Source organism: Streptomyces sp. NPDC101194 (assembly GCF_044767885.1).
Taxonomy (GTDB): Bacteria; Actinomycetota; Actinomycetes; order Streptomycetales; family Streptomycetaceae; genus Streptomyces.
In genome coordinates, this window is sequence record NZ_JBIWOS010000001.1 from 423,968 (window position 1) to 450,670 (window position 26,703).

A 26,703-nucleotide genomic window follows, 5' to 3' on the forward strand; every position below is an offset into this window, starting at 1 on the left:
GGCGGGACACCGTGCGCACGGCGCGGAAGACCCCCGGGACCGGTGGGTCCCGGGGGTCTTCCGGACGGCGAGGGGTGACCGTCCGGCGGTGGTTCCTCAGGCGGAGGCCCGTTCGGGCGCCGTGGCCAGCAGGGCGTCCAGCTCCGTCAGCGCCAGGTCCGCCGTCGTGGCGGCGGCGGCACTGTCCGGGTCGCCGGCCAGGCCGAAGAAGGCGTTCAGCAGCCGGCCCTCGGCGGCTTCCAACTGCTCCGGTGTCGGTCCCATGACAAGCTCCCACGTCTCGGATCGGATCGGACGGATGCGGCACCGCCTCAGACGGCGTTGGCCGCCTTGAAGATGTGGAGGAGTCCGCTCAGCCGGGCCTCGCCCTGGAAGGCCACGTACTCCGGCAGCACCAGCGGCGCCCACTTCTGCTTGTAGGCCAGCTGCGTCTGAGCCGGGTACACGGCCGCGCCATTGGCCAGCAGCCACCGCATGAACCAGGCGAACCCCTTGCTGGCGCCCGGCACTTCGTACTCCTCGTCCAGCCCGGTGAACGGGGTGAACCCGAAGTGCAGCCAGTCGGCCCCCTCGGAGACGAAGGTGTCGATGGCCGTCCTGTTGATGGCCTCCATGATGCCCGGCACCTTGTCCGGGAGCCGGCGGCTGAGGTCGTGCAGCCAGCCGCTGCGGCTGCCGTGGGCGGGGGAGTAGGAGATGTATCCGACGGGCTTGCCGTCGATCCGGCCGACGAAGAGACGGCGCAACGCCTGTGCCTCGCCGCCCAGTTCACCCACCAGGAACTCCAGCGGCTTGGCGTGCTCGCCCTTGCTGCCCAGCCAGGCGCGGTCGACCTCGGCCACCGCCTCCGCACAGTCCGCCAGAGGGCTCTCCGTCACGGTGAGCCCGGCCCGGAACGAACGGGCGATCTTGTTCCGCAGCTGCATGAAGCGCGTGCCGCGCAGGCTGAAGTCGGCCAGGTCGATGGCGTACGACGCGCCCACCTGGTTCACGGTGAAGCCGTGCTCGGTGTACAGGCCGGTCTCCGCCTGCTGGAGCTGGACCGACACGACCAGACGGTCCTGCGCGGCGGCGAACTCCAGAAAGCCCTTGAGCAGCCGGTCCGCGGCTTCCGGGGGAGAGAAGGGGCCGCCGAACTGCACCAGGTAGGGGCCGGAGGTCCGGTACACGATCACTCCGGGCACACCCGGCAGTGAGAAGCGGGAATTACCGCTGCTGAGGGCCAGGAACGCGCTGGGATTGTCGCTGAACTCCGCCACGGCGCGGAGCGTGTTGTCGAAGTCGATGCTGTCTGCTGTGACACTGGAAGTCATCCTGCACGCCCCACGAGAATAGACGGGTAATGCGGTCTGCCGCCGCGCAGCGGGAAGTCAGACAGATCCGGCCCTGCTCCTGGTGGAGTGCAGGGCCGGATCCATTGCTGCGTGCTGCGGAGAGGGCAGGATTCGAACCTGCGTGGACCTTTGCGGGCCCGACCTTGCTTGCGCGCGGTCCCCGATAAACCACTCCGGGCACCTCTCCGTGTTCCCGGTCCGGTTTCCCGTCCCGTTCACAGTGAAGAGTCTGCCAGAGGGGCCTGACATGGCCCTGACGTCCCGCTGATGGTGCGCCGGCCCGGTCCGCCCCGGCCCGGCGCACCCTCACATGCGCCGCAGGCCCGCGTACTGGAGCGCACCCATGGCCGCCACCACCAGGCCCTGGAACACGATCCATCCGTTGCCGATGCCCGTCGCGCTCAGCGAGTCCATGGCGACCGTCGCGACGCTGAGCACGGCCCAGGCCACGTTCATGGTGATGATGACCGAGACCGCGCCGCGGTTGATGTTCTCCTGGCGGGAGACGACCAGCACCCACAGGGCGTACACCGTGAGGAACACGCCCACCGGGTACTGCACCGCGAGGCGCACTCCCAGGAACGAGTCCAGGACCGTGGCGAGTGCGAGGTAGCCGATGCCGTTCGCGCCGGTGAGGACCACGTCCGCCACGAGGGCGAACCGCAGGAGGCTGTCGGAACGGGCGGCACCCGTCGCCGGGACCGTACCCGCGTTCTGGGACGACGTCATGAGGTCTTCCTTTCGTTGTCGTGCTGCTGATCCGGAGGTGTGTGCAGGGTGGAGCCGGCCGTGCCCCCGGCGTCGGGGAGCACCGGGGTGGGTGAACCGAGGAGGACCCGGGTCTCGGTGTTCGCCGGAAGGAACGATTCGAGTGCGATGCCGCTCAGCGGACCGCAGGGGAGGTCGGAGAACAGGGTGCCGGGGCGCTCCCCGAACGAGGTGACGATGTGGAAGAAGGTCAGGAGGCGCCCCTCCCGGTTCAGTTCGATGGGGAGAAGCAGCCGGTCCGCCTCGCCGGAATCGGTGAATTCCTCCTCCTCGGAGGCGGTCAATTTCGCGTCCCGCGCCTCCGGAAGACCTTCTATGGACGCTTCCAATTCGCGCAGGCGGGCGTCCCCGGTGATTTCGCTCCAGCGTCGGAGCATGCGTATGACGTGGTATCGAACCTGGGCGAGATTGGTCAGGTGCGGCGCCAGTCCATCCGGGTGAAGAATGATGCGGAGGAAATTGGCGGGTGCCAGGAGGTGGGCCGGGACATCGCTCATCAGCATTTCCATCGTGTGATTGAGAGCCACGATGTTCCAGCAACTGTCGGTGACCATGGCCGGATACGGTTCATGACCGGTCAGCACCTTCTCCAGAACCGGGCGGACGTCATCCGGCAGTGGGGGGACGCTGTCGTACCAGCGCAGCCTTCCCGCCGCGTTCGCACGGGCGACGAGTTGCTGTCGGTGCGCGGGCGGCAGCCCGAGCGCCTGGGCGATGTGGAGAACCGTCTCGGCGTCGGGGGTCTGCTCGCAGGCCTCGATCCGCCTCAGGTGGTTCAGGGAAAAACCGGCCCGCTCGGCAAGCATCTGCTTACTGAGCGATTTCTGGCGCCGCAGGTCACGCAGAAGCAGCCCCAGGACGCCGTCGTCTTCGGAGGAACGCATGCCCATACGGGGACGGTAATGACCGCCGCACGGCCATCTCAATTACCTCTCAGGTAATCGTCGCCCGCCGGGGCGCGGGAGTTCGGACCCGCCCGGCGCCGCCGGCTCCGGTTCCTTGCTCGCCCCGCCGGATCGCGCCGTCTCGTACCGCCGTGGCCAGGGCCGGAACGGGCGGGAGCCGCCCTGTTCGCGGTGGTGGGCTTGCGAGTCCGTGCCGGACCCGTCCGCCGCGGCCGGAAAGCGGCCGGAAAGCAGTCGGAATGCGGCTGGAAATCAGCCGGGGGACAGCAGAAAAAGGGAAGCCGCGAAAGCGGCTCCCCTTCTCGGTCCCACCGTGTCATCGGGCGACGTCCGCGGCCCTCCCGGCGCCGACCGCCTCCGCGATCACCGCTCCATGGGGACGGCGCCGACCCGCCCCGAGACCAGGAACGCGAACACCGGCGTCGCCACCATGACCACCGTGCCGAGCCACACCATCGTGTCCACCGGGACCGTGTACGCGCCCACGGTCCGCACGACGCACTCACCCAGCAGCGCCGCGCCCCACACCGGCGGGCGCCTTCGCGGCCCCGCTCCCGATACGTACAGACTGGCCGCCGGGCCCCGTCGCCCGGCAGGGCCGCGTGTACCGGGGTCCGTATGACGAATGTAAGCCGCCGCCGATGACACGACCGCCGGCCGACGCGGCTGACCCGACGGGGTGCGACCGGCCCCGGGGCATGCGCGCGACCGTCACCGCTGCCGCCCCGCCCGGCGGCGACTTCCTTATTTGCGTATCGACGCAATAAGCGGCACACTTCTCACGTCGGACCCCGGTGCGCCCTGCGCCGAGGCGGAACCGCATCACGAAGGGAGGCAGCCATGGGTGCAGACCCTCCCAGTCCGAGCTGCCCCCTGGGCAGCCACTGACGCTCTCCGTCCCCACACGCTCCCGGCACGCGCTTGCGTGATGCCGCGGCGACTGTTGCCCCGAGCGTGTTCCACCCTTCTGTTGCTCCACACCGGCGGGTCCGTCCTGCCTCGTTCCCGCGGCGTGCCGTTCGCGGGAAGGGGGTGCGGCGGCATGCGCACAGTGTGGGCGGAGGTCATTTGTGATGTCGTTCCGCACGGACCATGCCCCCTCACGCACGGCACTGCCGGCCCCTCTTCCCGGGCGCAGGCCGCGCCTGTCCTGGGTGGATCTGGTGGTCGCCGCCGCTGTACTGGTCCTGCTCTACGTGACGCTGCGCGTCGGGCAGGGAACCACGGTCTCCTTCCACCCCAACCAGTCGGTGGAGGTGGACACCGACCCCTCGCGGCTGCCCTACGACGCGGCGCGCAGCCTGCTGCGCATGTTCTTCGCGCTCGCCGCCGCCACCGTCTTCACCTTCGTCTACGCCTATGCGGCGGCCAAGAGCCGACGGCTCGAGCGGATCCTGATCCCGGCACTGGACATCCTGCAGTCGGTGCCGGTGCTGGGCTTTCTGACCGTTGCGGTGACCGGGTTCATCGCGCTGTTCCCCGGTTCGATGCTGGGCCTGGAGTGCGCGTCGATCTTCGCGATCTTCACCTCGCAGGCGTGGAACATGACGTTCGGCTTCTACCACTCGCTGATCTCGCTGCCTCGTGAACTCGACGAGCTCTCCCGCTCGTTCCGCTTCACCCGGTGGATGCGGTTCTGGAAGGTGGAACTGCCGTCCGGCGCGATCGGCCTGGTGTGGAACGGCATGATGAGTTTCGGCGGCGGCTGGTTCTTCCTCGTGGCGTCCGAGGCGATCAGCGTCAACAACAAGAACTACGCGCTGCCCGGCGTCGGGTCCTACGCCGGTGCCGCGATCGTCGACGGCGACCTGGGCAGGGTCGGCTGGGCGATCGCCACCATGGCCGTCGTGGTCATCGGCGTGAACTTCCTGTTCTGGCGCCCGCTGACCGCGTGGGCCGAGCGGTTCAAGAACGAGCAGTCCGAAGCCACCGAGGTGCAGCGCTCCGTCGTGCTGGACTTCCTGCGCCGCTCCAACTGGCCTCATCTGCTGGGCCGGGCACTGCGTCCGGCCGGGCAGGTCATCAACCGTGCGGGCCGGATCTTCGGGACCGATGACCAGCCACTGGTCATCGACACGGCACGGCGACGCACCGCCGACCTCGTCTTCGCGCTGCTGGCGGGCGGGCTGATCGCGTGGGGCCTGTTCGATCTCGGCCGCTATCTCCACGACCGCACGGGACTCGGGGTCTTCGGTGAACCGCTGCTGCTGGGCCTTGCCACCCTCGCCCGGGTCGTCGTCCTCGTGGTGGTCGCGACGGTGATCTGGGTGCCGATCGGGGTATGGATCGGCTTCTCGCCGAAGCTGACGCGCATCGCCCAGCCCCTTGTCCAGATCCTGGCCAGCTTCCCCGCCAACTTCCTCTTTCCGCTCGCGGTCTGGTTCTTCCTCAGGACGGGACTGTCCATCGACGTCGGCGGCATCCTGCTGATGGCGCTGGGCGCCCAGTGGTACATCCTCTTCAATGCCATCGCCGGTGCCATGTCGATCCCCAGCGACCTGCGCGAAGCCATGGACGACCTGGGAGTACGCGGCATGCAGCGCTGGAAGCGGCTGATCGTCCCCGGAATCTTCCCGGCGTACGTGACCGGCGGCATCACCGCCTCCGGCGGCGCGTGGAACGCCTCCATCGTCGCCGAGGTCGTCACCTTCGGCACCACCACGCTCACCGCCACCGGTCTGGGCGCGTACATCGCCCAGGCCACCGAGAGCGGCGACTTCCCGCATCTGCTGGCCGGGGTCGCGGTGATGAGCCTGTACGTCGTCGCGCTCAACCGCCTGGTGTGGCGCCGCCTGTACCGGCTGGCGGAGACCCGCTACGCCCTCTGAACTCTCCCGTACCCTCCACGAATTCCCTGGAGCCCCCTCATGGTTCTCAACACGCTGCGCAACCTGCGCGTCCACCGCTCCGCCGCCCCTCGCACCGCCGAGTCCTCGCGGCCCGCCGACGGCGAAATCCTGCTGGAGACCATCGGCCTCACCAAGTCCTACGCGGGTGCCGACGGCGAGCTCCCCGTCCTGGGCGGCATCGACCTGAAGGTCCGTGCCGGGGAGATCGTCGCCCTGCTCGGCAAGTCGGGCTCCGGCAAGTCCACCCTGCTGCGGTGCCTGGCCGGCCTCGTTCCGCCCAGCTCCGGCACGGCCACCTACCGCGGCGAGCCCCTGACCGGCGCCAATCCCGGTACCGCGATGGTCTTCCAGACATTCGCCCTGCTGCCCTGGCTCACCGTGCAGCAGAACGTCGAACTCGGCCTGGAAGCCCGGAACGTACCCGCCGACCGGCGTGCCGATGCCGCACTGCAGGCCATCGACCTGATCGGTCTGGACGGCTTCGAGTCCGCCTACCCGAAGGAGCTGTCCGGTGGCATGCGCCAGCGGGTCGGCTTCGCCCGCGCCCTGGTCGTCGAGCCCGACGTCCTGATGATGGACGAGCCGTTCTCCGCCCTGGACGTGCTGACCGCGGAGAATCTGCGCGGCGAGCTGATGGAGCTGTGGGAGTCGGGCCAGTTCCCCACCCGTGCCATCGTGCTGGTCACCCACAACATCGAGGAGGCGGTCCTGATGGCCGACCGGATCGTCGTACTCGGCTCCCGCCCCTACGGCACCATCCGGGAAACCTTCGAGGTCGGCCTGGACCGCCCGCGCGATCGCAACTCCGCCGCCTTCGACGAGCTCATCGACCGCGTCTACCGCACGATGACCGGACGCCCCAAGGAGACCCGGCTGCCCGGCCGCCCCGAAGGCGTCGGGCCGGACCGGCGTACGGCCGCCAACACCCCCCTGCCCACAGCCGGTGTCGACGGTCTGTCCGGTCTCGCCGAAATGGTGCTGCACCGGGGCGGCAGCTGCGATCTCGCCGACCTCGCCGACCGCCTCGGCCTGGAGATCGACGACATCCTGCCGCTGGTCGACGCCCTCGATCTGCTCGGCTTCGCGAAGATCAGCGGCGACGACCTGCTCCTCACCGACATCGGCACCGCCTACGCGGGAGCCGATGTCCAGCAGTCCAAGACCCTCTTCGCCGAGGCCGCCCTCGGTGCCCCCCTGGTGAGGCTGATCACCACCAGCCTGCGGCAGAACCCGGACGGCACCCTGCGCGCCGGATTCTTCCGCGACGTCCTGGCCCACCACTTCACCAGCGAGCAGGTCACCCGGCAGCTGGAGGTGGCCACCGACTGGGGCCGTTACGCCGAGCTGTACTCCTACGACGCCGAGCCGCAGGAGTACCACCTCGACGAGGACAGCCCTTGATGCCGTGAGCGCAAGGGTTCACCGGTGCGGGGCGCCCGGACGGTGCGTCTACTGCCCGGTCGCCGGCCGGAGCCGGGCCGGTACCGGACGGATCCGGGCCGGCTGCTCCTGCGCGGTCGCGTCCGGGGCCTCCTGCGGGCCCGCGGAACCGGCCGCACGCTCGGTCTCGTCCACCACCAGCGACGCCTCCTCCAGCAGTGCCCGCACGTGTGTCCCGGCCGCCCGGTAGAAGATGCGGGTGCCCTCGCGCCGGGACGTGACCAGACCGGCCGACCGCAGCCTCGCCAGATGCTGGGAGGTCGCCGCGACGTGCGCGCCCAGCAGGTTCGCGAGCGTGCTCACCGGCAGCTCTCGCTGGCTCAACGTCCACAGCAGCCGGTAGCGCGTCGGATCGGCCACCGCCTTCAGCACCGCCACCACTCGGTCGGCACCGGCCGCGTCCCACGGCGTAACTTGCGTTCCCATGCAAATAGCGTAACCGCTGGTTCCGCAGACTGCCGGATCACGGTGGCGGCCCACGGGCCCCGGTCGGGCCCGCGCGGGGCGCACCGGGCCGCGAGAGCTCGGAGGTCCCGGCGGTCGGGGGCCCGGCTGCCGCGCGCGGCGCGGTAACTCGCTCGCCGCACCCGGCCGGCCGATGCTGTGATGGGGTCATGACCGCCCCGACCAGGCCGCAGCACGAGATCCGCGCCCAGTACACGGATACGACCATCACCGTCTACCAGGCGTACGCCCCGCGCATCGGCCGTCCCGCCGCGCGCGACGGGCGCTTCCCGGACGTCTGGAAGCGCGACCGCAGGACATGGATCATCAAGCCGCGTTCCACAGACCGCATCAAGGTCGCTGGCAGTCGTCCGGACCCCATTGCGGATGATCTACTCCACTTCCATGCCGTAGTCCATGACGAGCATGAGGTGTGCCTGGTCGAGCTCAGCTGAGCGCTCTGGTCGCCGCTCTCGCCCTCGCCGCGGGCTTGCCTGACGTGAGAGAGGACGGGATCGGTGTGAGACTGGGCACGGAAGGGGTGATCCCCGTGTCGGACCCACCGCACGTGTCCTCCGGTCCCGACACCGCCGTTGACGAGAATCGGCTGGAAGAGCTGATCATCGAGGCGCAGACTGCCCTGCCGGTCGAACTGCCCGCCCTGGCGAACCGGTGCGCCTCGGCCCTCGGCCTGGACACCGCGTCGATCTACCTCGTCGACCTGCAGCAACGGCTGCTCATCCCACTCGACGAGGCCGTGGATCCGCTGCTGGTGGACCACTCGCCGGCCGGCTGGGCGTATCGCACGGTCTCCCCGCGGATGGCCGCGGCCGACGACGGCTCGATCGTCTGGATTCCGCTGGTCGACGGTTCGGAGCGGCTGGGCGTGCTGGCGGCGCGGGCGGCCTCGCTCGACGAGGTGCGGATGCGCCGCAGCCGGATGCTGGCCCACCTGTTCGCCATGCTGATCACCTCCAAGCGGGCCTACAGCGACTGGCTCGCCGCCCGCACCCGCGCCTCGGCCATGGGGTTGCCCGCCGAGATGCTGCGGGCCTTTCTGCCACCCCACACCGTCGGCAGCGGCAGGTGTGTATCGACCGCGGTCCTGGAACCGGCGTACGACATCGCCGGCGACGCCTTCGACCACTCGGTGGTCAAGAACGTGCTGCACACCATGATCCTCGACTCCATGGGTCACGATCTGACCGCCGGCCTGACCACGTCGGTTGCCATGGCGGCGGCGCGCAACGCCCGCCGGAGTGGTGGCGGCCTGGTCGACGTCGTCGATTCCGTCGACCAGGCGCTCGCCCAGTGGCTGCCCGACCAGTTCTGCACCGGCGTGCTGTGTCGGCTCGACGCCGAGACCGGGGTGCTGCGCTGGGTCAATTGCGGTCACCCCCCACCGCTGCTGATCCGTTCCGAGCGGGTGCTCGCCAGGGCGCTGGACAGACCCCCGCAGCCGCCGATCGGCCTGGTCGGCCCACTCGCCCCGACAGCCCGGCAGGTCCACGAGGCGACCCTGGAACCGGGCGACTGCGTCCTGCTCTACACCGACGGTGTGGTGGAGGCTCGCGACGCGGACGGTGCGGAGTTCGGCCTCGACCGGTTCACCGACTTCATCATTCGCGCCAACGCCGTCAGACAGCGCCCGGCTGAGGTGCTGCGGCTGCTCATCCACGCCATCCTCGACTACCAGGGCAACCAACTGCGGGACGACGTCACCATCCTGCTCTTCGAATGGCGCCCGCAGCACCAGTGACGCGGTGTTGCGTCCAAACGGTCGCCAACCCGGCGTCGCGCCGTATGTGCCAGTCACAGAAAGGGCTGTGAGCGCTGCTTGACCTGGATCAAGCCGAGCTTCCTGTGGATGATGTACCGCTGCGGCCGGGCCGTGAAGGAGGGCCAGGAGACCGTGCTGGCGGTCGAGATCACTCGCGAGGGCTTCGACTGGGCCCTGGCCGGCTCCGAACTGTCCCACTGCGTGAGGGGAGTCCACCCCGACCGGGCCGCCTGGCGGCGTGGCCTGCGCCGGAGCCCGGCTCGCGTCCAGTGGGACCCCGAGCGCGACCTCCGTCTGGACCGGCTCCCGTACCGCTCCCTCCAGCTCGGGCTCTCCTGCGAGGCGGCACGGCGTTACGCGGACGAGTGGACGGTGTCCATCACCGACGTCACCCCGCTCGCCCGGCGGATCCATGAGCGGGTGTCGGCCGGGCGGCTCGACGACGCGGCGGAACTCCTGCCGCCCGAGTCGCCGTATCCGTCGCCCGACGCCCCGCTTCCCGTGGGGCCGTGATCTGACCCGTGAATCCGACGGAAGGGTTAATGCCCGATAAATAACATATACGGCGATACGCTCCGCATATGATCCCCCATGTCATCTCCCTGGCGGCAACCGGTCTGAAGATCGACTGGACCAGGATGCCGACGTACAACACGATCATGTCGGTGGCCGCCGGTGCCGGGCTGTTGCTCGTGGTGGTGCTGGGGCGTCAGCTCCTCACGCCCGGACGCGCCATCACCCCCGACGGCTGGGTGCTGGCCTTCGGGGCCATCGGCTTCACCCTGGTGACCACCGGCCTCCACATGACCCTGACCTGGCCGCTGGCCGGACAGGGCTTCCCGTTCGACAACGTCATCTTCGGCGAGCCGGCACTCGCCTTCGGCGTCTTCCTTCTCGCCGCGAGCTTCTACCTCTGGAAACGCGGCGCCGAACTCAACAGTGCCGATCGCATCGTCCGCACGGCCCGCGTCGCCTCGCCCATCTCCGTCTTCGTGTTCGGCCTCGGGCTCGCCTGTTTCGGGATCGCCGCCGCGGGCTGGAAGTACACCCTCTTCGCCGCGCCGCCGGAGGAACCCATCTCCGGGGAGTTCGCGAAGTGGCCGATGCTGGAAGCGAGCTTCATGTCCGGGCTCTACGTCCTGGTGGGCATCGGCGCGCTCCTGTTCCCGTTCGTGCTGCGTCGGCCCAGAGGCTGGATGAGCCCGGTCGTCGGGGTTGTCTGGGGGCTGGCCGGACTGGCTTTCCTGTTCTTCGGAGGGTTGAACTACTTCACCCACATCGGACTCATCGTCAACACCATGTGAGGAGACCCCGATGCCGCTCGGACAGCGGGCGGCGGGGAGCGAGCAGGGGTCTGCGCGGCGGTGCCTTCACGGCGACAGCACCGTCCCGCCCGTGCCCGCCGGATTCGCCCACCCCGTCACGGCCACCACCTCGCGCGCGATGTCCGTGACCTTCCTGCCGTCCGTCGCCAGCCGGACCGTGTCCGCCGGTGAACGCTCGTCCAGGAGACGGGCCTTGCGGACGCTGTTCGCCACCTCGCGGTCGAGCTCCGAACCGATCTCGCGCCCCGCGAGCCGGCCGTACGTCGTGGTGTCGGAGGCGGTGAGCAGGACCCGGACGATCCGCACGTCCGCACCCATCGCACGCTCGAACATCGCCGCCGACTCCGGCAGCACGCTCACCGTGTTCGTGTAGATCAGGCGGCGGTAGCCGAGGTCCGCGAAGTTGGACCAGACCGCCGTCAGGTTGCGTTCGGTGATTTCCGCCCGGTGCGGATCGCCCTCCGGCGCGGGATGGACCTGGCCCATCAGATCGCCCTCCACCACCGCGTGCGCCGCCTCGACGGCCCGTAGTTGCGCCGAGACCTCCCAGGCCACCGTCGACTTGCCTACGCCCGCGCGCCCGCCGATGAGCAGTACCTCTGCGTGATTCATGTCGGCAGGGTGCCAGCCCACGCGGTCCACCGCGATCCGATGTGCGCGGGCGCGCCGGGCGGGGCCGCCCGAACGCGCCCGCCCGAGCCTCGCGGCATACCGCGTACGGAGTACGGCGGACGGATGCCGTACGCCGCAAGGAGGCGGGAGAGTTCCCCCTGGCGGCCGCCCGCACGAGGCGGCCGTCCGCTTAGGGTCGGGAACCATGGAGACCCCTGATGCGCGTACGTCCCGGTGGTGGCGACCGCCGCCCCGTAAACGCGGCCGATGGGCCGCGGCACTCGCGGCGCTCGCCGTGCTGGCCGGTGCGGGGATCTGGACCGCCGCGGCCGACGACGGCGGGCCCGCCGTGCACCGCCAGGACCGGATGATGCGGATGGACGGGGTGTCCATCGACACCTCGTACTTCACCACCGGGGGCACGGAACGCCGGCCGGCCGTGCTGATCGGGCACGGGTTCGGCGGCAGCAAGAACGATGTGCGGGCGCAGGCCGAGCAGTTGGCCGGTGCCGGCTACGCCGTGCTGACCTGGTCCGCCCGCGGGTTCGGGAAGTCGGGCGGAAAGATCTCGCTCAACGCCCCCGACCGCGAGGTCGAGGACGTGTCCCGGCTGATCGACTGGCTGGCGGACCGGCCCGAGGTGGAGCTCGACGCGGACGGCGACCCGCGGGTCGGGGTCACCGGGGCCTCCTACGGCGGAGCCGTCTCGCTCCTCGCCGCCGGGTACGACAAGCGCGTCGACGCCATCGCACCGCAGATCACCTACTGGAATCTGGCCGACGCGCTGTTCCCCGACGGGGTCTTCAAGAAGCTCTGGGCCGGAATCTTCATCAGCACCGGCGGCGGCTGCCAGAAGTTCGAGCAGCGGCTCTGCGCGATGTACGAACGGGTCGCCGCCGACGGAAAGCCGGACGCCGCCGCGCGTGCGCTGCTGACCGAGCGCTCCCCGAGCGCCGTCGCCGACCGCATCGAGGTGCCCGCGCTCATCGTCCAGGGCCAGAGCGACTCCCTCTTCCCGCTCGGCCAGGCCGACGCCATGGCCAGGGCGATCAGCGGCAACGGCGCGCCGGTCGCCGTCGACTGGATCGCCGGCGGGCACGACAGCGGCGAGATGGAGACCGACCGGGTGCACCAGCGGATCGCCGGTTGGTTCGACCGTTACCTGAAGGGCGACAAGGGTGCCGACACCGGCCCCGGATTCCGCGTCACCCGGACCGGCGGTATCGACTCCACCGACGGGACCGTACTCACCCGCGGGGCCACCAGCGATACGTACCCGGGGCTGACCGGCGGCGCGGAGACCTTCGACCTCGGGCATCGGACCCAGACGTTCCGTAACCCCGCCGGGGCCAACCCGCCCGCGGTCTCCGCCGTTCCCGGCATCGGCGGCGGGCTCTCCCGGCTGTCCTCCCTCGGCGTCGGCCTCTCGCTCGACTTCCCCGGACAGTTCGCCCGCTTCGACTCGGCCCCGCTGGACACGGCCCTGCGCGTCACCGGCTCCCCGACCGTGCGGGTCCGCGTCGATGCCGGGCACGGCGACGCCGTGCTGTTCGGCAAGGTGTACGACGTCTCACCGGACGGCAGACAGCAGGTGCTGCCCTCCCAGCTGGTCGCACCCTTCCGGATCACCGCGGACCGCCAGGGCGGACCCGTGACCCTGACCCTGCCCGCCATCGACCACTCGTTCGACGCGGGACACCGGCTCCGCCTGGTCTTCTCCGCCACCGACCTCGGCTACGCCTCACCGGCCGAGCCGACGACGTACGAGGTGACCGCGCTCGGCCCCCTGACCGTTCCCACCGACCCCGCCCTGAAGACCGCACCGTCCGCCCTGCCCCGGTGGACCTGGGGGCTCCCGGCCGGCGCCGTCGTGATCGCCGCCCTGCTGCTGCTCACCGCCCGCCGCCGTACCGCCACCCCCGCACCCGACCCGGCGCTCGCGGAGGTGCCTCTCCAGATCACCGGTCTGTCGAAGAAGTACGCCAGGTCCGCCGGCCTTCCCCGAGCTCTCGGCTTCGTTCGAGCAGGGGAGGCCTCATTCGCCGTGAAGGAACTGTCCTTCCGGGTCGAGAAGGGGCAGGTGCTCGGGCTCCTCGGACCCAACGGAGCGGGCAAGACCACGACCCTGCGCATGCTGATGGGCCTCATCACGCCCGACGACGGCGAGATCCGCGTCTTCGGGCAGGCCATCCGGCCGGGCGCGCCCGTGCTGTCGCGCGTCGGCTCGTTCGTCGAGGGCGCGGGCTTCCTGCCGCACCTGTCCGGACGCGCCAACCTGGAGCTGTACTGGCAGGCCACGGGGCGCCCCGCCGAGGACGCGCACATCGAGGAGGCCCTGGCGATCGCCGGTCTCGGCGACGCCCTGGCCCGTGCCGTCCGTACGTACTCGCAGGGCATGCGACAACGGCTCGCCATCGCCCAGGCCATGCTCGGCCTGCCGGACCTGCTCATCCTCGACGAACCGACCAACGGACTCGACCCGCCCCAGATCCGCGAGATGCGCGACGTGATGATCCGGTACGCGGCCGGAGGCCGGACCGTCATCGTCTCCAGCCACCTCCTCTCCGAGGTCGAACAGTCCTGCACCCACCTCGTGGTCATGGACCGCGGCCGGCTCGTCCAGGCGGGCCCCGTCGCCGAGATCACCGGCTCCGGCGACATGCTGCTCGTCACCAGCGCGCAGGACGTGGCCGAACCGCTCGTGGAGAAGGTGGCGGCGCTGCCGGGGATCGGCTCGGCCGTCCGTACGGACGACGGCCGCGGGCTGCTCGTCCGGCTCGACGGCGCCACCTCGTCCGAGCTGATCGCCGAACTGGTCCGGCTGGACGTGCCATTGACCGCTGTCGGCCCCCACCGCCGCCTGGAGGACGCGTTCCTCACCCTGATCTCCGGAGGCTCCGCATGAGTGCCGCAGCCGATCTCACCGAGGCCGCCGAGGCCCCCGGCTACCGCGCCCGGCGCACCCTGCCGCTGCGCGTCGAGGCGGTACGCCAGATGCGCAGGCGCCGCACCCTGGTCATGGGCGGGGTCCTGGCCGCGCTGCCGTTCGTCCTGATCGCCGCGTTCGCGATCGGCGGCACGCCGTCCTCACGCGGCGGCGGCGACCGGATCACGCTGATGGACACCGCGACCGCGTCCGCCGCGAACTTCGCCGCGACCTGTCTGTTCGTGTCCGCCGGGTTCCTGCTCGTCGTACCGGTGGCCCTGTTCTGCGGGGACACCGTCGCCTCCGAGGCCAGTTGGTCGTCGCTGCGCTATCTGCTGGCGGCGCCCGTGCCACGGGCCAGACTGCTGTGGAGCAAGCTCGTCGTGGCGCTCGGCTTCAGCCTGGCCGCGATGGTGCTGCTGCCGCTGGTCGCACTGGCCGCGGGAGCCGCCGCGTACGGATGGGGCCCGCTCGAACTCCCCACCGGCGGCGCGCTCGCGACCTCGGCCACCGTGCCGCGCCTCGCCCTCGTCGTCGCGTTCGTCTTCGTCTCCCAACTCGTCACCGCCGGGCTGGCGTTCTGGCTGTCGACGAAGACCGACGCCCCGCTGGGCGCGGTCGGCGGCGCGGTCGGACTGACCATCGTCGGCAATGTGCTGGACGCCGTCACCGCGCTCGGCTCCTGGCGCGAATTCCTGCCCGCGCACTGGCAGTTCGCCTGGGCGGACGCGCTCCAGCCCGATCTGGAATGGGGCGGCATGGCGAAGGGGGCGGCGATCTCGGTGACGTATGCCCTGATCCTGTTCGCCTTCGCCTTCCGGGGGTTCAGCCGCAAGGACATCGTGTCCTGAGCTCGACATTCCGCCGATTCCCCCGGCTTCCGTTGCCGCATCGAGATTCATCCGCAACGTCTTCGTCTGCTCCTCGGCACCGTCTCGCACGTCACATTCACAAGTGCCGACACGACGACGTTGGGGGCTGGGAATGGAACGCCGGACCGGGAAGTACGCGGCGAAGCACGTACGGGCATGGCAACGGGCACTCGGTGGGGTGCTGGTGGGCGGGGTGCTGCTCACCGGGTGCTCGGGCACGTCGACGAGACAGCATGCCGCCGCCGACCGCCGGGGCGCACCCGCCCCGGCACCCGCCGCGTCGGGCGGCGCCGCCGACCGTGACGGCGCGAAGAAGCGGGACGGGCTGCGGGAGTCCGCTCCCCCCGACTACCTGTCCACCTTCGCCCTGGACGTCGACACGGCCTCGTACGGCTACGCGCGACGCACCCTCGCCGACGGCAACCTGCCGGAGCCGGGCACCGTGCGGCCCGAGGAGTTCGTCAACAGCTTCCGCCAGGGCTACCGGCGCCCGGCCGGCAACGGCTTCACCGTGAATCTCGACGGGGCCCGCACCGGCGCCGACGGCTGGTCGCTGGTACGGGTCGGCCTGGCCACCCGGGCCGCCCCCGCCCGTGCCGAACGCCCGCCCGCCGCGCTCACCTTCGTCGTCGACATCTCCGGCTCGATGGCCGAACCGGGCCGGCTCGACCTGGTGAAGAAGTCCCTGGGGATCCTCACCGACGAACTCCGTGACGACGACTCGGTCTCCCTGGTCACCTTCAGCGACAAGGCGAGGACACTGCTGCCGATGACCCGGCTGCGGGACCACCGCGGCACGATCCGCGACCGGGTCGGCTCCATGGAACCCACCGACTCCACCAACCTGGAAGCGGGCGTGCGCCGTGGGTACGACGAGGCGGTCCACGGGCGCGTCAAGGGTGCCAACAACCGGGTCGTCCTCCTCTCCGACGCCCTCGCCAACACCGGTGCGACCGATGCCGAGGCCATCCTCGAACGCATCGGCACCGCCCGCCGCGAGTACGGCATCACCCTCTTCGGCGTCGGTGTGGGCAGCGACTACGGCGACGCGCTGATGGAACAGCTGACCGACAAGGGCGACGGCCACACCACGTACATCGCCGACGAGACCCAGGCCCGGAAGGTCTTCGTCGACCAGCTGCCCGCACATCTCCGGCTGACGGCGCGCGACGCCAAGGCCCAGGTCGCCTTCGACCCCGGGACCGTCCAGCGGTTCAAGCTGATCGGCTACGAGAACCGGAAGGTCGCCGACGAGGACTTCCGCAACGACCGCGTCGACGGCGGAGAGGTCGGCCCCGGCCACACGGTGACGGCGCTCTACGCCGTGCGTCTCAGGGACGGCGCCGACGGGCATGTGGCCACCGCGACCGTGCGCTGGCTGGACCCCGAAACCCGGGCACCGCACGAGCGGACGGGTTCGGTCACGACGGACGCGATCGACGGGCCGCTGTGGGACGGCGGCGGCAAGCGGCTCCAAGTGACCGCGGTCGCCGCCTACTTCTCCGACGCCCTGCGTGGCGGCGGGCTGCCGGGCGCGCCCGGCCTCGGAGAGCTCGCCACGCGGGCGGACGAGCTGGCATCCGCGACCGAGGACGATTCGGTACGGAAGCTGGCGACCGCGATCGGACAGGCGGACCGGCTGAAGCGCGGCCGGGACGGTGACGGGTCCGATGGCGCGCGGGAGGGCGAGATGGACTGACCGGGGGAGCCGGCGGCAGGTGCCGGCCCGCTGGACGGCCTCGCGGGCCGGGGAACGGTCCACCGGAACGGCACTGGTCGCACAAACCTGCGAAAGTCGGCCGTGCGGCCCGCCCGCCGACGCCATGATGTGCACCATGTCCTCCCTGTTTCTGGCGCTCGCCGTGATCACGACCGGCCTCTACGCGGGATTCCTGCTGACGTTCCTGATCGCGATCATGCCCGGCATCGCGGTACTGCCCGACGAGCGGTTCACGGCCGCGATGCGCCGCTTCAACGAGAAGGTGCCCGGACCGGCCTTCCTGGTCCTCTTCCTCGGCGTGATCGCCTTCCCGGCCGCCGCGGTCGTCGGTGGGGACGGCGGCACCGGCCGACTGCTCGCCATGGCGGCGCTGGCCTGCGCGGTCGGCAGCCACCTGATCACGATCGCCGGGAACATCCCGCTGAACCAACGGCTCGCGGAGTCCGAGGGCGGTGACGACGGCGCGGCCCGCGCGGCGTTCGAGTCCCGCTGGAACAGCCTCCACCGGATCCGGACGGCCCTGTCCCTCGCCGCGTTCGCGCTGCTGGCCGTGGCCGCCGCGTAGGACGGGGGCCTCGCAGAGGACGGCGGGCCGGTTCCTTCCCGTGAAGGGACCGGCCCGCCGTGCGTCAGGCGAGGTGGAAGACCTCGGTCAGCGGGACCATCGCCTCGTCCGCCGCCTCCGGCTGCTCGAAGAACTCCGCCATGTCCCGCTGCCACCGCTCGTTGACGTCCGTCGCGGCCATCGCCTCGCGTGCCGCGTCGAAGTCCGCCGTCTCCAGATAGCCGACGAGCAGCCCGTCCTCCCGCAGGAACAGTGAGTAGTTGTGCCATCCGGCCGAGGAGAGCGCGGTGAGCATCTCCGGCCAGACCGCGGCGTGGCGCTCGCGGTACTCGTCGACGCGGTCCTTGCGTACGTGGAGCAGAAAGCAGACGCGCTGCATCGTGCGGGCCCCTCCGTCCGCTCAGAAGTCGAACGTGTCGATGTTCTTCCGGTCGAAGACGGTCGGCTCGCCGAGGATGACCTCGCCGTCCTTGCCGATCGTGTACTCACCGAGCCTTCCGGCCTTGAACTTCTCGCCCTCCGCGCCGCTGATCTGCCCCGACGCCAGCGCGGCGGCGGCGTACGAACCGAGATAGCCCAGCTCCTGCGGGTTCCACAGCGAGAACTGCTCGACGGTGCCGTCCTTGACGTACTTGCGCATCTGGTTCGGCGTGCCCAGCCCGTTCAGCACGACCTCGCCCTTGTACGAGGAATCGCTCAGGTAGCGGGCGGCGGCCGCGATGCCGACGGTGGTCGGCGAGATGATGCCCTTGAGGTCCGGGTACGCCTGCATCAGGCCCTGCGTCTGCTGGAACGACTTCTGGTCCGCGTCGTCCCCGTACGCCACCTTCACCAGCCGCATGTCCTTGTACCTGGGCAGCTTCAGCTCGTCCTTCATGAACTCGATCCAGGTGTTCTGGTTCGTGGCGTTCTGCGTGGCCGAGAGGATCGCGACCTTTCCCCTGTAGCCGATCTGTGCACCGAGGTGCCGGACCAGACTGCGGCCGATCTCCTCCGAACTCGCCTGGTTGATGAAGAGCTGGCGGCAGTCCTTCGCCGTGTCGGAGTCGTACGCGACGACCTTGATGCCCTTCCGCATGGCCTGCTTCAGCGGGCCGCACACCGCGTTCGGGTCGTTGGCCGCGACCAGGATCGCGTCCTGGCGCTGCTGGATCAGTGTGTTGATGTAACTGACCTGCGAGGAGGCACTGGCGTCGGACGGGCCGACCTCCTTGCCCGTCCCGCCGTACTCCCCGGCAGCCGCGATGCCCGCGTCGTCGACGATCTTCTCGTACGGGTTGTTGATCTGCTTGGGCAGGAAGGCGAGCTTCAGGCCCTTCTTCAGCGGCGCGTCCGGGTCCGCCTTTGCCGTGGTCCCGGCCCGTGCGGAGTCCTTGCCCGCGCTGTCCTTCGTCGTTCCGGAACAGGCGCAGAGGGCGAGAGCGAGCGAGACGGCGGTGGCGGCGGTCGCGACGGCGCGGCGCCCGGCGGCATTGCGGAGCATCATGGCGGCGATATGCCTTTCGACGAGGTACGGGGGCTTTCGGAGCGGTGCGGGGAGAGGAACGAGGGTGTCAGGACCGCGCGTTCGCGGCGCGCCGGTGCCGCCGTTCGACGACGGAGGAGATCACCCGGGGCGTGAGGACGGACGCCACGAGCAGCAGACCGGTCACGATCACCTGCACCTCGTTGGCCACGTCATTGAGTGTCAGCAGGTTCTTCAGGATCCCGATCAGCAGCACCCCGGCGACCGCGCCGAAGAGCGTTCCCCTTCCGCCGTCGAAGTCGATGCCTCCGAGCAGCACGGAAGCGATGACGAGCATTTCGAATCCGAGGCCGTTGTCGGCGCGGGCACTGCCGTACCGAAGGGTGAAGACGACACCGGCGAACGAGGCGAACAGCCCGGCCACGACGAACAGCAGCAGCTTGATCCGCTTGACCCTGATGCCCGCGAAGTATGCCGCCTCCTCCTGGGCGCCGATCGCGAACAGCGAACGGCCCAGCGCCGTGGCGTGCAGCACGATCGCCGTGATGACCGAGAGGACGATGAACAGCACGACGGGGTACGTCAGGAAGGTGCCCGGCACCGTGGTGGTGTCGACGGCCCAGTCCGCGTACTTCTGCGGGAAGTCCGTCACCGCGTCGCTGCCGAGCGCCACCGACGCCAGACCGCGGTAGAGGGCCAGGGTGCCGATGGTGACGGCCAGCGAAGGCAGCCCGACCCGGGTGACCAGCCAGCCGTTGAGCAGCCCTCCCGCCACGCCCGCCAGCAGCACGACCGGCACGATCGCCTCGAACGCCCAGCCCGCGTTCCACAGCGCGCCGGTGAGCGCGCTGCCCAGGCCCAGCATCGAGGCGACGGACAGATCGACCTGACCGGCGACGACGAGCAGTGTCATCGGCAGGGCGATGACGGCGACTTCGACGATGTCGTTGAAGGCGAAGGCCAGATTCCCGGCTGAGTCGAAGCCGTCCGTGGAGCCGAGTCCGATGACGAAGACCACCACCAGGAGCACCCCGACCGCGGTGTCCCAGCGCAGGGCGGCACTCCGCAACGGTCCGCCCCCGGTCCTCGGCGTCCCCGCGGCCCCCGGCCCGGCGGGCACCGCCTCTCGCGTCTCAGGCGCCGTTCCCATGGCGGGCGCTCCTCTTCCTCAGGGCGGCGGTCATCCGCAGGTTGACGATCCGGTCGACGCTGATGGCCAGCAGGAGCAGTGCACCGGTGATGGCGCCCTGCCAGAAGGCGTCGACCTTCAGGACGATCAGGACGCTGCCGATGGTGGTGAGCAGCAGGGCGCCCAGCGCCGCGCCCCAGACGGTTCCCGTGCCGCCGGTGATGGCGACGCCGCCGACGACGACGGCACTGACGACGGTCAGTTCCCAGCCGTGCGCGTTGTCCGCGACGACCGTGCCGAAACGGGCCAGCCACAGGGCCCCGGCGAAGCCCGCGACGGACCCGGAGAAGGCGTACGCGGCCAGGATCCGACGGCGGATCGGCACCCCGGCGAGCAGGGCGGCCTCCGGGTTCGAACCGATCGCGTACAGCTCCCGGCCCGAGCGGTAGCCGCGCAGGAAGTACGCGGTCGCGGCGAGCAGCACCAGGGCGATCAGCGGCAGATACGGCACGCCGAGGACGCTGCCGCTGCCGAGCCGCAGGATCCGGTCCGGCACGTCGCCCGCGCCGATCTGGTCGCCCTGCGCCCACCAGTAGTCGACGCCCTGGACGATGTAGAGCATGCCCAGCGTCACGACGAGCGCAGGGACCCTGCCGAAGCTGACCAGAGCGCCGGAGACGAGTCCGCAGACCACGCCGACGGCGACGCCGAGCAGCATCACGGTGAGCACGCCGCGGTCCGTCCCGGCGACGAACTTCCCGCAGGTGAAGGCGGAGAGGCCGACGACGGAGCCGACCGACAGATCGATGTTGCGGGTGATGACGACGGCCGACTGACCGACCGCGAGCAGTACCAGGATCGAGGCGTTGAGCAACAGATCCTTGATGCCCTGGTCGGACAGGAAGCGCGGGTTGGCGAAGTACGTGCCCAGGACCAGCAGGACCAGCGCCCCGGCGAGGGAGAACTCGCGGGCCCGGAAGACCGCGTCCACGAGCGAGGCGGCGCTGCGGGCCGGGGCCTCGGCGCGGGTGTCCGGCGGGGATCCGACGGTGGTGGTCATGCCGCCGTCCTCTCGCCCAGACCGGTCGCCGCTGCCATGACCGTCTCCTCGGTGGCGCCCCCGCGCGGGAGTTCGGCCACGAGCCGGCCCTCGCGCATGACGAGTACCCGGTCGGCCATCCCGATCACCTCGGGCAGATCGGAGGAGATCATCAGCACCGCGAGCCCGTCGGCGGCCAACGAGGAGAGCAGCCGGTGCACTTCGGCCTTGGTGCCGACGTCGATGCCACGGGTCGGCTCGTCGACGATGAGGACGGACGGTTCGGTCGCGAGCCACTTGGCGAGCACGACCTTCTGCTGGTTGCCGCCGGACAGCACGCCGACCGCGTCGGCCAGCCGGTCGTACTTCAACCGGAGTCGTACGGCCCAGTCGGCGGCCCTCTCGTGTTCCAGGGCACGACGGACGAGGCCGCCCCTGCGGACCTCGCCGAGGCCGGTGAGCCCGATGTTGCGTTCGATGGAGAGGTCCATGACCAGCCCGCGCTGACGACGGTCCTCGGGCACGAGCGCCAGCCCGGCGGCCATCGCGGCGGTCGGTGACCCCGGCCGCAGCACGGTGCCGGCCACGCGCACCTCCCCGGCGTCCGCCCGGTCGACGCCGAAGACCGCCTGGGCGACCTCGGTCCTTCCGGCGCCGACGAGCCCGGCGAGCGCGACGATCTCGCCGCGCCGGACCTCGAACGACACATCGCGGAAGACACCTTCGCGGGTCAGCCGGCCGACGGACAGGGCGACGTCGCCGACCGCCGCGTCCTGCTTCGGATAGAGGTCCTCCAGATCGCGTCCGACCATCCGTCGCACCAGATCGTCCTCGGTGAGTCCGGCCAGCGGTTCGGAGGAGATCGGACGGCCGTCGCGCAGCGTCGTGACCCGCTCGCACAGCTCGAAGATCTCGTCGAGCCGGTGCGAGACGAAGAGCACGGCCGCGCCCTCGTCGCGCAGTGTCCGCACGACGGAGAAGAGCCGGGCCGTCTCGGCGCCGGTGAGCGCGGCCGTCGGCTCGTCCATGATCAGGACCCGGGCGTCGAAGGAGAGCGCCTTGGCGATCTCGACGATCTGCTGGTCGGCGATGGAGAGCCCGCGGGCCGGCCGGTCGGGCGACAGATCGACACCGAGCCGGCGCATCAGCCCCTCGGTGGCCTCGCGCACGGCGCGGCGGTCGATCCGGCCGAGTCCGCGCCGGGGCTGGCGGCCCATGAAGATGTTCTCCGCGATCGACAGGTCGGGAAAGAGCGTCGGCTCCTGGTGGATGACGGCGATCCCGGCGGCGCGGGCGTCGGCGGGCCCGTGGAGGACGACGGGCCGGCCGTCGAGCAACACCTGCCCGCCGTCCGGGCGATGCACCCCGGCGAGCGTCTTGATCAGGGTGGACTTGCCCGCGCCGTTCTCTCCGGCGAGCGCGTGGACCTCGCCGGGGCACAGGGACAGGGACACGTCCTGAAGGGCACGTACGGCACCGAAGGACTTGCTCACGTCGCTCAGAGCCAGGACCGGGGCGGCCCGGTCCGTGGCCGGGGACGGTCCCGTGGCGGGCTGGTTCATGGGTGCTCCTCAGCGGCGGGATGCGTCGGCGGGACGCGGTGGTCCCCACGCCATGAAAGGTTTCAATAAGACAGCTCGGAAGCTAGAGGGGGGCGGCGCATGCAGTCAATGGGTCGGTGACGAGAACTTCTCGCGGTCGAGGGTGGGGAGTGGCGTGAATGCGGGTGAAATATGAATCGATTCATGCCTTCCGTCGGATGCCGATCGTCAGGGCCCCGGTCACCCCGACAGCGTCCGCTCGATGCCCGCCCGGACGAAGGAACGCGCGAGGTGCCCCCGTCGGACGCGCCACTTCGGGGAGGCGGGGCGCGGGTCGGCTCCGTAGCGGCGGCGGTGGATGTCGGCGACGACCTCTGCGGGCGCACCCGACTCGGCCAGCACTTCCAGCGCCTCCCCCTTGGTGATGAGCCGCCCGTCCCGCAGGGTCACCGACGCCCGCGCGAGGGTCAGCAGTCCGAGGTCCACCCAGACGTCGCGGAGCCAGAGGGACGGCTTGGCGCTCGCCGGATACCAGTAGTCCTCGAGATCACTCCGGACGAACTGCGCCAGTTCCTGGTCGGAGACCTCCGGGACGAGCCCGGCGGGCCCCGGTCCGAACAGCGACAGCCCGCCCGTGCTCAGCTCCCGTCGGCCGATCGCGGTGACCGGCCGTTCGAACAACCGCTCCTGCGCCCAGGTCACATGGTCGCGTCCCACTTCCGGGAGCGTCGAGCGCACCATGTAGGAGCAGTGCAGCAGCGAGGCCCCCGGCACATCCGCGATCAAGGTGCGGTGCAGGACCTCGAGTTGCCGCCTCTGGGAGTCGCCGACCGCCGACGCCACGAGGGCCACGAGGTCGAGGTCGCTGCGTCCGTGCTGATAGTCCCCCAGTGCCAGGGATCCGTGCGCCCAGACCGCCTCCAGGGGCACGACGCGACCGGCATCGGCGATGAAGCGGTCCAGAAGAGGCCCGGCGGGCCGTTCCTCGTCGGCATCCATGGAACCGACTATGGCACGGGGGCACCCGGCGGCGCGGGGGTTGCGGACGATCGGATCAGTACGCACCCACCGGAACCGTCGCGGCAGGAGATCACGCGCGGTGCCGGCCGTGGCGCGCCTCCTTCCTCGCACGACCGCGGGCTTCGACCGGACTCCTCGGCGGTCCGGTACCGGGGCGCGCGTCAACTCCCTGGAGGTGGAGGAGCTGTGACGGTCCGTGCCGTGAACGCAACCCTCGGCCGTGCGCGCCGGTCTGAGTCTGCACAGTGCCCGGTGCCCCGTGCGCCGCACACCCCCCAACTCCGAACGAACGAAGGAGTCCACGTGGCACACCGTGCTCTCGGTACCACCGTGGCCCTCGCCATCACCGTGGCGACCGCCGTGATCACCCTTCCCGCCGCCCAGGCATCGACGCCCGCCCCTGTCACGGCCTCGGCGGCCCCCGCGGGGGCCGTGCCCACCCCGGCCCCGCGACGTGACGACTTCAACGGCGACGGCTACCCGGACGTGGCGTTCACCGCGCCCGGCGCCACCGTCGGCGGAAAGGCCGGAGCCGGGTACGTGGGTGTGGTGTACGGCTCCAAGGCCGGTCTGCAGACCTCCACCAAGCAGGTCTTCACCCAGGACTCGCCCGGAATCCCGGACACCGCCGAGGCCGGTGACGCGTTCGGCAGCTCGATGGTCTCCGCGGACCTGGACCGGGACGGGTACAGCGACCTCGTGGTCGGCGCCGGGTCCGAGAAGGTCGGCACGGCGGACGCCGCCGGTTCGCTCACCGTGATCTGGGGCGGCCCGCACGGGCTGTCCGGCGGCGCGACCCTGCTGACCGGCGACGAGCGGTACGCGGGGATCGGCACCAAGACCGCGGTCGGCGACTTCGACGGCGACGGAGCCATGGATGTCGTCACCCTCGGCATGGGCGACCTCCACGTCCTGTCCGGCCCGTTCAAGCGCGACGGCAGCGCCGCGGCCCCCGCCCGGGTGATCCGGGACATGGACGATCTGCGTCATCTCGACCTCGCCGCCGGCGACTTCAACGGCGACGGCCGCGACGACCTGGCCGCCGTCGTCCACGACGGCGACGAGTTCGACGCCCGGCGCATCCTCATCCGCAACGGCGGAGCCAAGGGCCTCGCCGAGAAGTACACCGTGGTCAACCGGCCGAACGGTTTCCGCCTCCAGGGCGGCGAGACCATAGCGGCCGGACAGATCAACGGTGACAAGTACGCGGACCTCGTCGTGGGCCGCACGATCGAGGGCTACGACAGCGACCTGGACTATCCGCTCGCCCTGGGCGGCATGATCACCTACGTACCGGGCAGCGCCACCGGCCCGCGGGGCGACCGGGCCAAGGTCTTCAACCAGGACACCGCCGGAGTCCCCGGTGCCGCCGAAGTCCACGACGGGTTCGGCGCGTCACTGTCGATCGGCGACGTGAACGGCGACGGCTACGGCGACATCGCCGTCGGCGTCCCCTACGAGGACCTGGGCAGGACGAAGAACGCCGGCTCCGTCCTGGTCCTGCCCGGCACCGCGTCCGGTCCCACCGGGAAGGGCACCGTGGGCTTCAACCAGGACACGCCGGGCGTCCCCGGCGTGGCGGAGGCGAACGACCAGTTCGGCGGAGCCGTCAAACTGGTCGACACCAACCGCGACGGCCGCGCCGAGCTGGTCGTCGGCGCCCCCGGCGAGAACGCGGACGCGGGCTCCCTGTGGGTCTTCCCGGCCACCGCCTCCGGTGTGACGACCAAGGGCTCGTTCACCTTCGGTCACGGTGCGCTGGGCACGGTGGCGAAGGCCGCGAAGCTGGGCTCCTCCTTCAACCGCTGACCGGCCCGGGGCCCCGTCGTCGGACCGCCGCGCACCGCGAGGCGTCCGGGGAAGGGGCCGGCCCGGCGAGCCGGTCGGGCCCGTGCATGCCGACGCCGGAGAGAGCGTCGCCGGACCGGCCGCGGTGCCCGCCCCCTGCCGGGCCCCCGGGGCCGGCCTGCCCCTCCCCGGGCGCAGTGCCGTGCCCCGTGGGCACACCGTGTGCGGGCTCCGCCCTGTCCCGTTCCGTGGTTGCGGCGGCTTCGGCCCTGCGATCATGGCGCCGGAGGCAAAGGACACGGCCGAGGGGGACACGGTGATTTCTGAGCCGGAGATGGCGGGGGAGTTCGATCCGGTCGAAACCCGCGAGGTGATGGGCGGATTCGACCGGGAACAGGCCGGGGGGCGCCGGAGGCGAAGACCGTGGCTGTGGGCGCTGGGCGGCGCGGTGACGGCGTCGGCCCTCTGGGGGGCGGCGCTCTTCCTGCACGGCCCGAACGATCGAGGGCCCGACACGCACGGATACCGGATGGACCGGAACCCCTGCCCGTCCCTGCGGCTGAAGTCGATCGGCGCGGCGATCGCACCGAGGGAGCGCACCACCGTCGCCGACTCGGCGATGTTGCACCATGCCGTGCTCGACCAGACCCAGTGCTTCATTCCTCTCCGTTCCCGGGCCCCGGGGGAGCGGGCCGGGAAGGGCTGGTCCCTCCACCACACCGTGGGAATCAGGGTGGAACTGCACAAGAGGACCGACCCCGCCCCGGAATTCGAGGCGCGGCGGCAGGTGACCGATCTCGGATTCGATCCCGAAGCGAAGCTGGAGACGGTTCCGGACCTCGGTGACAAGGCGTATCTGCTGACCGGGAGCGACGGAAACGCGGAGCTGCGGGTGCTGGAGGGCGGAGCTGTCTTCTCACTGAGCCTCTCCTCCTTCACGCAGTACCTGGGCGACAGCGAAGGCGAGGCAACGGTCGGCGACGGGCCGGAGAACACGGACCTCTCCCCGTACCAGTCGGCCATGATCAGTGACATGCGCGACCTGATGTCGAGCCTCAAGCACTGACTCCGAGGAGTCATGCGCCCGCCCCTCCGACACCGGACGAATGGCCGCGGTGCGGCTCCGTGTCCCGCCCGGCGATGCCCCGTGTGGTGGAAAGGGCACCCTCCGAGCCGTCGAC

General features: G+C 70.8%; 23 protein-coding genes, 1 tRNA gene and 2 pseudogenes. 12 read left to right on the forward strand and 14 right to left on the reverse strand.

Translation table 11 applies throughout. The features are described from left to right. Positions 1 to 96: 96 nt before the first annotated feature. From ACIRP2_RS01890 to ACIRP2_RS01915, 6 genes are all read right to left on the reverse strand, one after another. Complete coding sequence (locus ACIRP2_RS01890) at positions 97 to 264, reverse strand: ABC transporter ATP-binding protein (RefSeq protein ID WP_404245541.1); 168 nt, start codon at positions 262 to 264, stop codon at positions 97 to 99. A gap of 47 nt (positions 265 to 311) precedes the next feature. After that, positions 312 to 1,313 (reverse strand): bifunctional lysylphosphatidylglycerol flippase/synthetase MprF, encoded by a 1,002-nt coding sequence (locus ACIRP2_RS01895; protein WP_404245543.1) that lies wholly within the window; start codon positions 1,311 to 1,313, stop codon positions 312 to 314. Positions 1,314 to 1,430: 117 nt separating this feature from the next. Then, positions 1,431 to 1,521 (reverse strand) — tRNA-OTHER (locus tag ACIRP2_RS01900). 119 nt (positions 1,522 to 1,640) lie between these two features. Further along, complete coding sequence (locus ACIRP2_RS01905; RefSeq protein ID WP_351080467.1) at positions 1,641 to 2,063, reverse strand: hypothetical protein; 423 nt, start codon at positions 2,061 to 2,063, stop codon at positions 1,641 to 1,643. Further along, on the reverse strand, positions 2,060 to 2,986 hold the full coding sequence (locus ACIRP2_RS01910) for a helix-turn-helix domain-containing protein (protein WP_404245545.1): 927 nt from the start codon (positions 2,984 to 2,986) through the stop codon (positions 2,060 to 2,062). The genes ACIRP2_RS01905 and ACIRP2_RS01910 overlap by 4 nt, the downstream gene beginning before the upstream one ends. 384 nt (positions 2,987 to 3,370) lie before the next feature. Beyond that, positions 3,371 to 3,535, reverse strand: a complete 165-nt coding sequence (locus ACIRP2_RS01915) for a hypothetical protein (RefSeq protein WP_404245547.1) — start codon at positions 3,533 to 3,535, stop codon at positions 3,371 to 3,373. A gap of 545 nt (positions 3,536 to 4,080) precedes the next feature. Here ACIRP2_RS01915 and ACIRP2_RS01920 point away from each other — a divergent pair. Both ACIRP2_RS01920 and ACIRP2_RS01925 read left to right on the forward strand, forming a co-directional pair. After that, positions 4,081 to 5,835: an ABC transporter permease gene (locus ACIRP2_RS01920; RefSeq protein WP_404245549.1), complete on the forward strand. Its 1,755-nt coding sequence runs from the start codon at positions 4,081 to 4,083 to the stop codon at positions 5,833 to 5,835. A gap of 39 nt (positions 5,836 to 5,874) precedes the next feature. Further along, positions 5,875 to 7,257, forward strand: coding sequence for a nitrate/sulfonate/bicarbonate ABC transporter ATP-binding protein (locus ACIRP2_RS01925; protein WP_404245551.1), 1,383 nt, complete (start codon positions 5,875 to 5,877; stop codon positions 7,255 to 7,257). Between the two features lie 48 nt (positions 7,258 to 7,305). Here the strand turns inward: ACIRP2_RS01925 and ACIRP2_RS01930 are convergent, their stop codons facing one another. After that, positions 7,306 to 7,722, reverse strand: a complete 417-nt coding sequence (locus tag ACIRP2_RS01930) for an ArsR/SmtB family transcription factor (protein ID WP_404245553.1) — start codon at positions 7,720 to 7,722, stop codon at positions 7,306 to 7,308. Positions 7,723 to 7,910: 188 nt separating this feature from the next. Here ACIRP2_RS01930 and ACIRP2_RS01935 point away from each other — a divergent pair. From ACIRP2_RS01935 to ACIRP2_RS01950, 4 genes and pseudogenes are all read left to right on the forward strand, one after another. Continuing rightward, positions 7,911 to 8,066: pseudogene (locus ACIRP2_RS01935) on the forward strand (DUF4291 family protein); the annotation flags it as partial. Between the two features lie 215 nt (positions 8,067 to 8,281). Further along, positions 8,282 to 9,499 carry a PP2C family protein-serine/threonine phosphatase gene (locus ACIRP2_RS01940; RefSeq protein WP_404247127.1) on the forward strand — a complete coding sequence of 406 codons (1,218 nt, stop codon included), beginning with the start codon at positions 8,282 to 8,284 and terminating at the stop codon, positions 9,497 to 9,499. A 78-nt stretch (positions 9,500 to 9,577) separates the two neighbouring features. Further along, positions 9,578 to 10,033: pseudogene (locus ACIRP2_RS01945) on the forward strand (DUF4291 domain-containing protein); the annotation flags it as partial. A gap of 68 nt (positions 10,034 to 10,101) precedes the next feature. Further along, the gene (locus ACIRP2_RS01950; protein ID WP_404245555.1) at positions 10,102 to 10,824 is read left to right on the forward strand and encodes a DUF981 domain-containing protein; all 723 of its coding nucleotides are present in this window, start codon (positions 10,102 to 10,104) and stop codon (positions 10,822 to 10,824) included. A gap of 66 nt (positions 10,825 to 10,890) precedes the next feature. Here ACIRP2_RS01950 and ACIRP2_RS01955 read toward each other — a convergent pair whose 3' ends face one another. After that, positions 10,891 to 11,457, reverse strand: coding sequence for an AAA family ATPase (locus ACIRP2_RS01955; protein WP_404245557.1), 567 nt, complete (start codon positions 11,455 to 11,457; stop codon positions 10,891 to 10,893). 205 nt (positions 11,458 to 11,662) lie between these two features. Here ACIRP2_RS01955 and ACIRP2_RS01960 point away from each other — a divergent pair, with 205 nt between their 5' ends. The 4 genes from ACIRP2_RS01960 to ACIRP2_RS01975 all read left to right on the forward strand — a co-directional run bounded on the left by ACIRP2_RS01960 (position 11,663) and on the right by ACIRP2_RS01975 (position 17,540). Continuing rightward, the gene (locus ACIRP2_RS01960; protein ID WP_404245559.1) at positions 11,663 to 14,362 is read left to right on the forward strand and encodes an alpha/beta fold hydrolase; all 2,700 of its coding nucleotides are present in this window, start codon (positions 11,663 to 11,665) and stop codon (positions 14,360 to 14,362) included. Continuing rightward, positions 14,359 to 15,234, forward strand: coding sequence for an ABC transporter permease (locus ACIRP2_RS01965; RefSeq protein ID WP_404245561.1), 876 nt, complete (start codon positions 14,359 to 14,361; stop codon positions 15,232 to 15,234). Before ACIRP2_RS01960 ends, ACIRP2_RS01965 begins: the two co-directional genes overlap by 4 nt. Positions 15,235 to 15,367: 133 nt before the next feature. Continuing rightward, positions 15,368 to 16,954: a von Willebrand factor type A domain-containing protein gene (locus tag ACIRP2_RS01970; protein WP_404245563.1), complete on the forward strand. Its 1,587-nt coding sequence runs from the start codon at positions 15,368 to 15,370 to the stop codon at positions 16,952 to 16,954. 136 nt (positions 16,955 to 17,090) lie between these two features. Then, the gene (locus tag ACIRP2_RS01975; RefSeq protein WP_404245565.1) at positions 17,091 to 17,540 is read left to right on the forward strand and encodes a DUF1772 domain-containing protein; all 450 of its coding nucleotides are present in this window, start codon (positions 17,091 to 17,093) and stop codon (positions 17,538 to 17,540) included. Between the two features lie 64 nt (positions 17,541 to 17,604). Here ACIRP2_RS01975 and ACIRP2_RS01980 read toward each other — a convergent pair whose 3' ends face one another. The 6 genes from ACIRP2_RS01980 to ACIRP2_RS02005 form a co-directional block, all read right to left on the reverse strand. Next, positions 17,605 to 17,919: an L-rhamnose mutarotase gene (locus ACIRP2_RS01980; protein WP_404245567.1), complete on the reverse strand. Its 315-nt coding sequence runs from the start codon at positions 17,917 to 17,919 to the stop codon at positions 17,605 to 17,607. A gap of 21 nt (positions 17,920 to 17,940) precedes the next feature. After that, positions 17,941 to 19,026, reverse strand: a complete 1,086-nt coding sequence (rhaS, locus tag ACIRP2_RS01985; RefSeq protein ID WP_404245569.1) for a rhamnose ABC transporter substrate-binding protein — start codon at positions 19,024 to 19,026, stop codon at positions 17,941 to 17,943. A gap of 67 nt (positions 19,027 to 19,093) precedes the next feature. Next, the gene (locus tag ACIRP2_RS01990) at positions 19,094 to 20,155 is read right to left on the reverse strand and encodes an ABC transporter permease (protein ID WP_404245571.1); all 1,062 of its coding nucleotides are present in this window, start codon (positions 20,153 to 20,155) and stop codon (positions 19,094 to 19,096) included. Beyond that, on the reverse strand, positions 20,139 to 21,194 hold the full coding sequence (locus ACIRP2_RS01995) for an ABC transporter permease (protein ID WP_404245573.1): 1,056 nt from the start codon (positions 21,192 to 21,194) through the stop codon (positions 20,139 to 20,141). The genes ACIRP2_RS01990 and ACIRP2_RS01995 overlap by 17 nt, the downstream gene beginning before the upstream one ends. Beyond that, on the reverse strand, positions 21,191 to 22,735 hold the full coding sequence (locus tag ACIRP2_RS02000) for a sugar ABC transporter ATP-binding protein (protein WP_404245575.1): 1,545 nt from the start codon (positions 22,733 to 22,735) through the stop codon (positions 21,191 to 21,193). Before ACIRP2_RS02000 ends, ACIRP2_RS01995 begins: the two co-directional genes overlap by 4 nt. 219 nt (positions 22,736 to 22,954) lie before the next feature. Continuing rightward, entirely contained in the window at positions 22,955 to 23,713 is a 759-nt protein-coding gene (locus ACIRP2_RS02005; protein ID WP_404245577.1) for a nucleotidyltransferase, read from the reverse strand. Positions 23,714 to 24,037: 324 nt separating this feature from the next. Between ACIRP2_RS02005 and ACIRP2_RS02010 the strand changes: the two genes are divergently transcribed. Both ACIRP2_RS02010 and ACIRP2_RS02015 read left to right on the forward strand, forming a co-directional pair. Continuing rightward, on the forward strand, positions 24,038 to 25,543 hold the full coding sequence (locus ACIRP2_RS02010; RefSeq protein WP_404245579.1) for an FG-GAP and VCBS repeat-containing protein: 1,506 nt from the start codon (positions 24,038 to 24,040) through the stop codon (positions 25,541 to 25,543). A gap of 295 nt (positions 25,544 to 25,838) precedes the next feature. Continuing rightward, the gene (locus tag ACIRP2_RS02015) at positions 25,839 to 26,588 is read left to right on the forward strand and encodes a hypothetical protein (RefSeq protein WP_404245581.1); all 750 of its coding nucleotides are present in this window, start codon (positions 25,839 to 25,841) and stop codon (positions 26,586 to 26,588) included. Positions 26,589 to 26,703: the final 115 nt, after the last annotated feature.

Coding starts and splice junctions, on each gene's coding strand:
- ACIRP2_RS01890 (WP_404245541.1), bottom strand. CDS start 264: ATGGGACCGACACCGGAGCAGTTGGAAGCCGCCGAGGGCCGGCTGCTG.
- ACIRP2_RS01895 (WP_404245543.1), bottom strand. CDS start 1,313: ATGACTTCCAGTGTCACAGCAGACAGCATCGACTTCGACAACACGCTC.
- ACIRP2_RS01905 (WP_351080467.1), bottom strand. CDS start 2,063: ATGACGTCGTCCCAGAACGCGGGTACGGTCCCGGCGACGGGTGCCGCC.
- ACIRP2_RS01910 (WP_404245545.1), bottom strand. CDS start 2,986: ATGCGTTCCTCCGAAGACGACGGCGTCCTGGGGCTGCTTCTGCGTGAC.
- ACIRP2_RS01920 (WP_404245549.1), top strand. CDS start 4,081: ATGTCGTTCCGCACGGACCATGCCCCCTCACGCACGGCACTGCCGGCC.
- ACIRP2_RS01925 (WP_404245551.1), top strand. CDS start 5,875: ATGGTTCTCAACACGCTGCGCAACCTGCGCGTCCACCGCTCCGCCGCC.
- ACIRP2_RS01930 (WP_404245553.1), bottom strand. CDS start 7,722: ATGGGAACGCAAGTTACGCCGTGGGACGCGGCCGGTGCCGACCGAGTG.
- ACIRP2_RS01950 (WP_404245555.1), top strand. CDS start 10,102: ATGATCCCCCATGTCATCTCCCTGGCGGCAACCGGTCTGAAGATCGAC.
- ACIRP2_RS01955 (WP_404245557.1), bottom strand. CDS start 11,457: ATGAATCACGCAGAGGTACTGCTCATCGGCGGGCGCGCGGGCGTAGGC.
- ACIRP2_RS01960 (WP_404245559.1), top strand. CDS start 11,663: ATGGAGACCCCTGATGCGCGTACGTCCCGGTGGTGGCGACCGCCGCCC.
- ACIRP2_RS01965 (WP_404245561.1), top strand. CDS start 14,359: ATGAGTGCCGCAGCCGATCTCACCGAGGCCGCCGAGGCCCCCGGCTAC.
- ACIRP2_RS01970 (WP_404245563.1), top strand. CDS start 15,368: ATGGAACGCCGGACCGGGAAGTACGCGGCGAAGCACGTACGGGCATGG.
- ACIRP2_RS01975 (WP_404245565.1), top strand. CDS start 17,091: ATGTCCTCCCTGTTTCTGGCGCTCGCCGTGATCACGACCGGCCTCTAC.
- ACIRP2_RS01980 (WP_404245567.1), bottom strand. CDS start 17,919: ATGCAGCGCGTCTGCTTTCTGCTCCACGTACGCAAGGACCGCGTCGAC.
- rhaS (WP_404245569.1), bottom strand. CDS start 19,026: ATGATGCTCCGCAATGCCGCCGGGCGCCGCGCCGTCGCGACCGCCGCC.
- ACIRP2_RS01990 (WP_404245571.1), bottom strand. CDS start 20,155: ATGGGAACGGCGCCTGAGACGCGAGAGGCGGTGCCCGCCGGGCCGGGG.
- ACIRP2_RS01995 (WP_404245573.1), bottom strand. CDS start 21,194: ATGACCACCACCGTCGGATCCCCGCCGGACACCCGCGCCGAGGCCCCG.
- ACIRP2_RS02000 (WP_404245575.1), bottom strand. CDS start 22,735: ATGAACCAGCCCGCCACGGGACCGTCCCCGGCCACGGACCGGGCCGCC.
- ACIRP2_RS02005 (WP_404245577.1), bottom strand. CDS start 23,713: ATGGATGCCGACGAGGAACGGCCCGCCGGGCCTCTTCTGGACCGCTTC.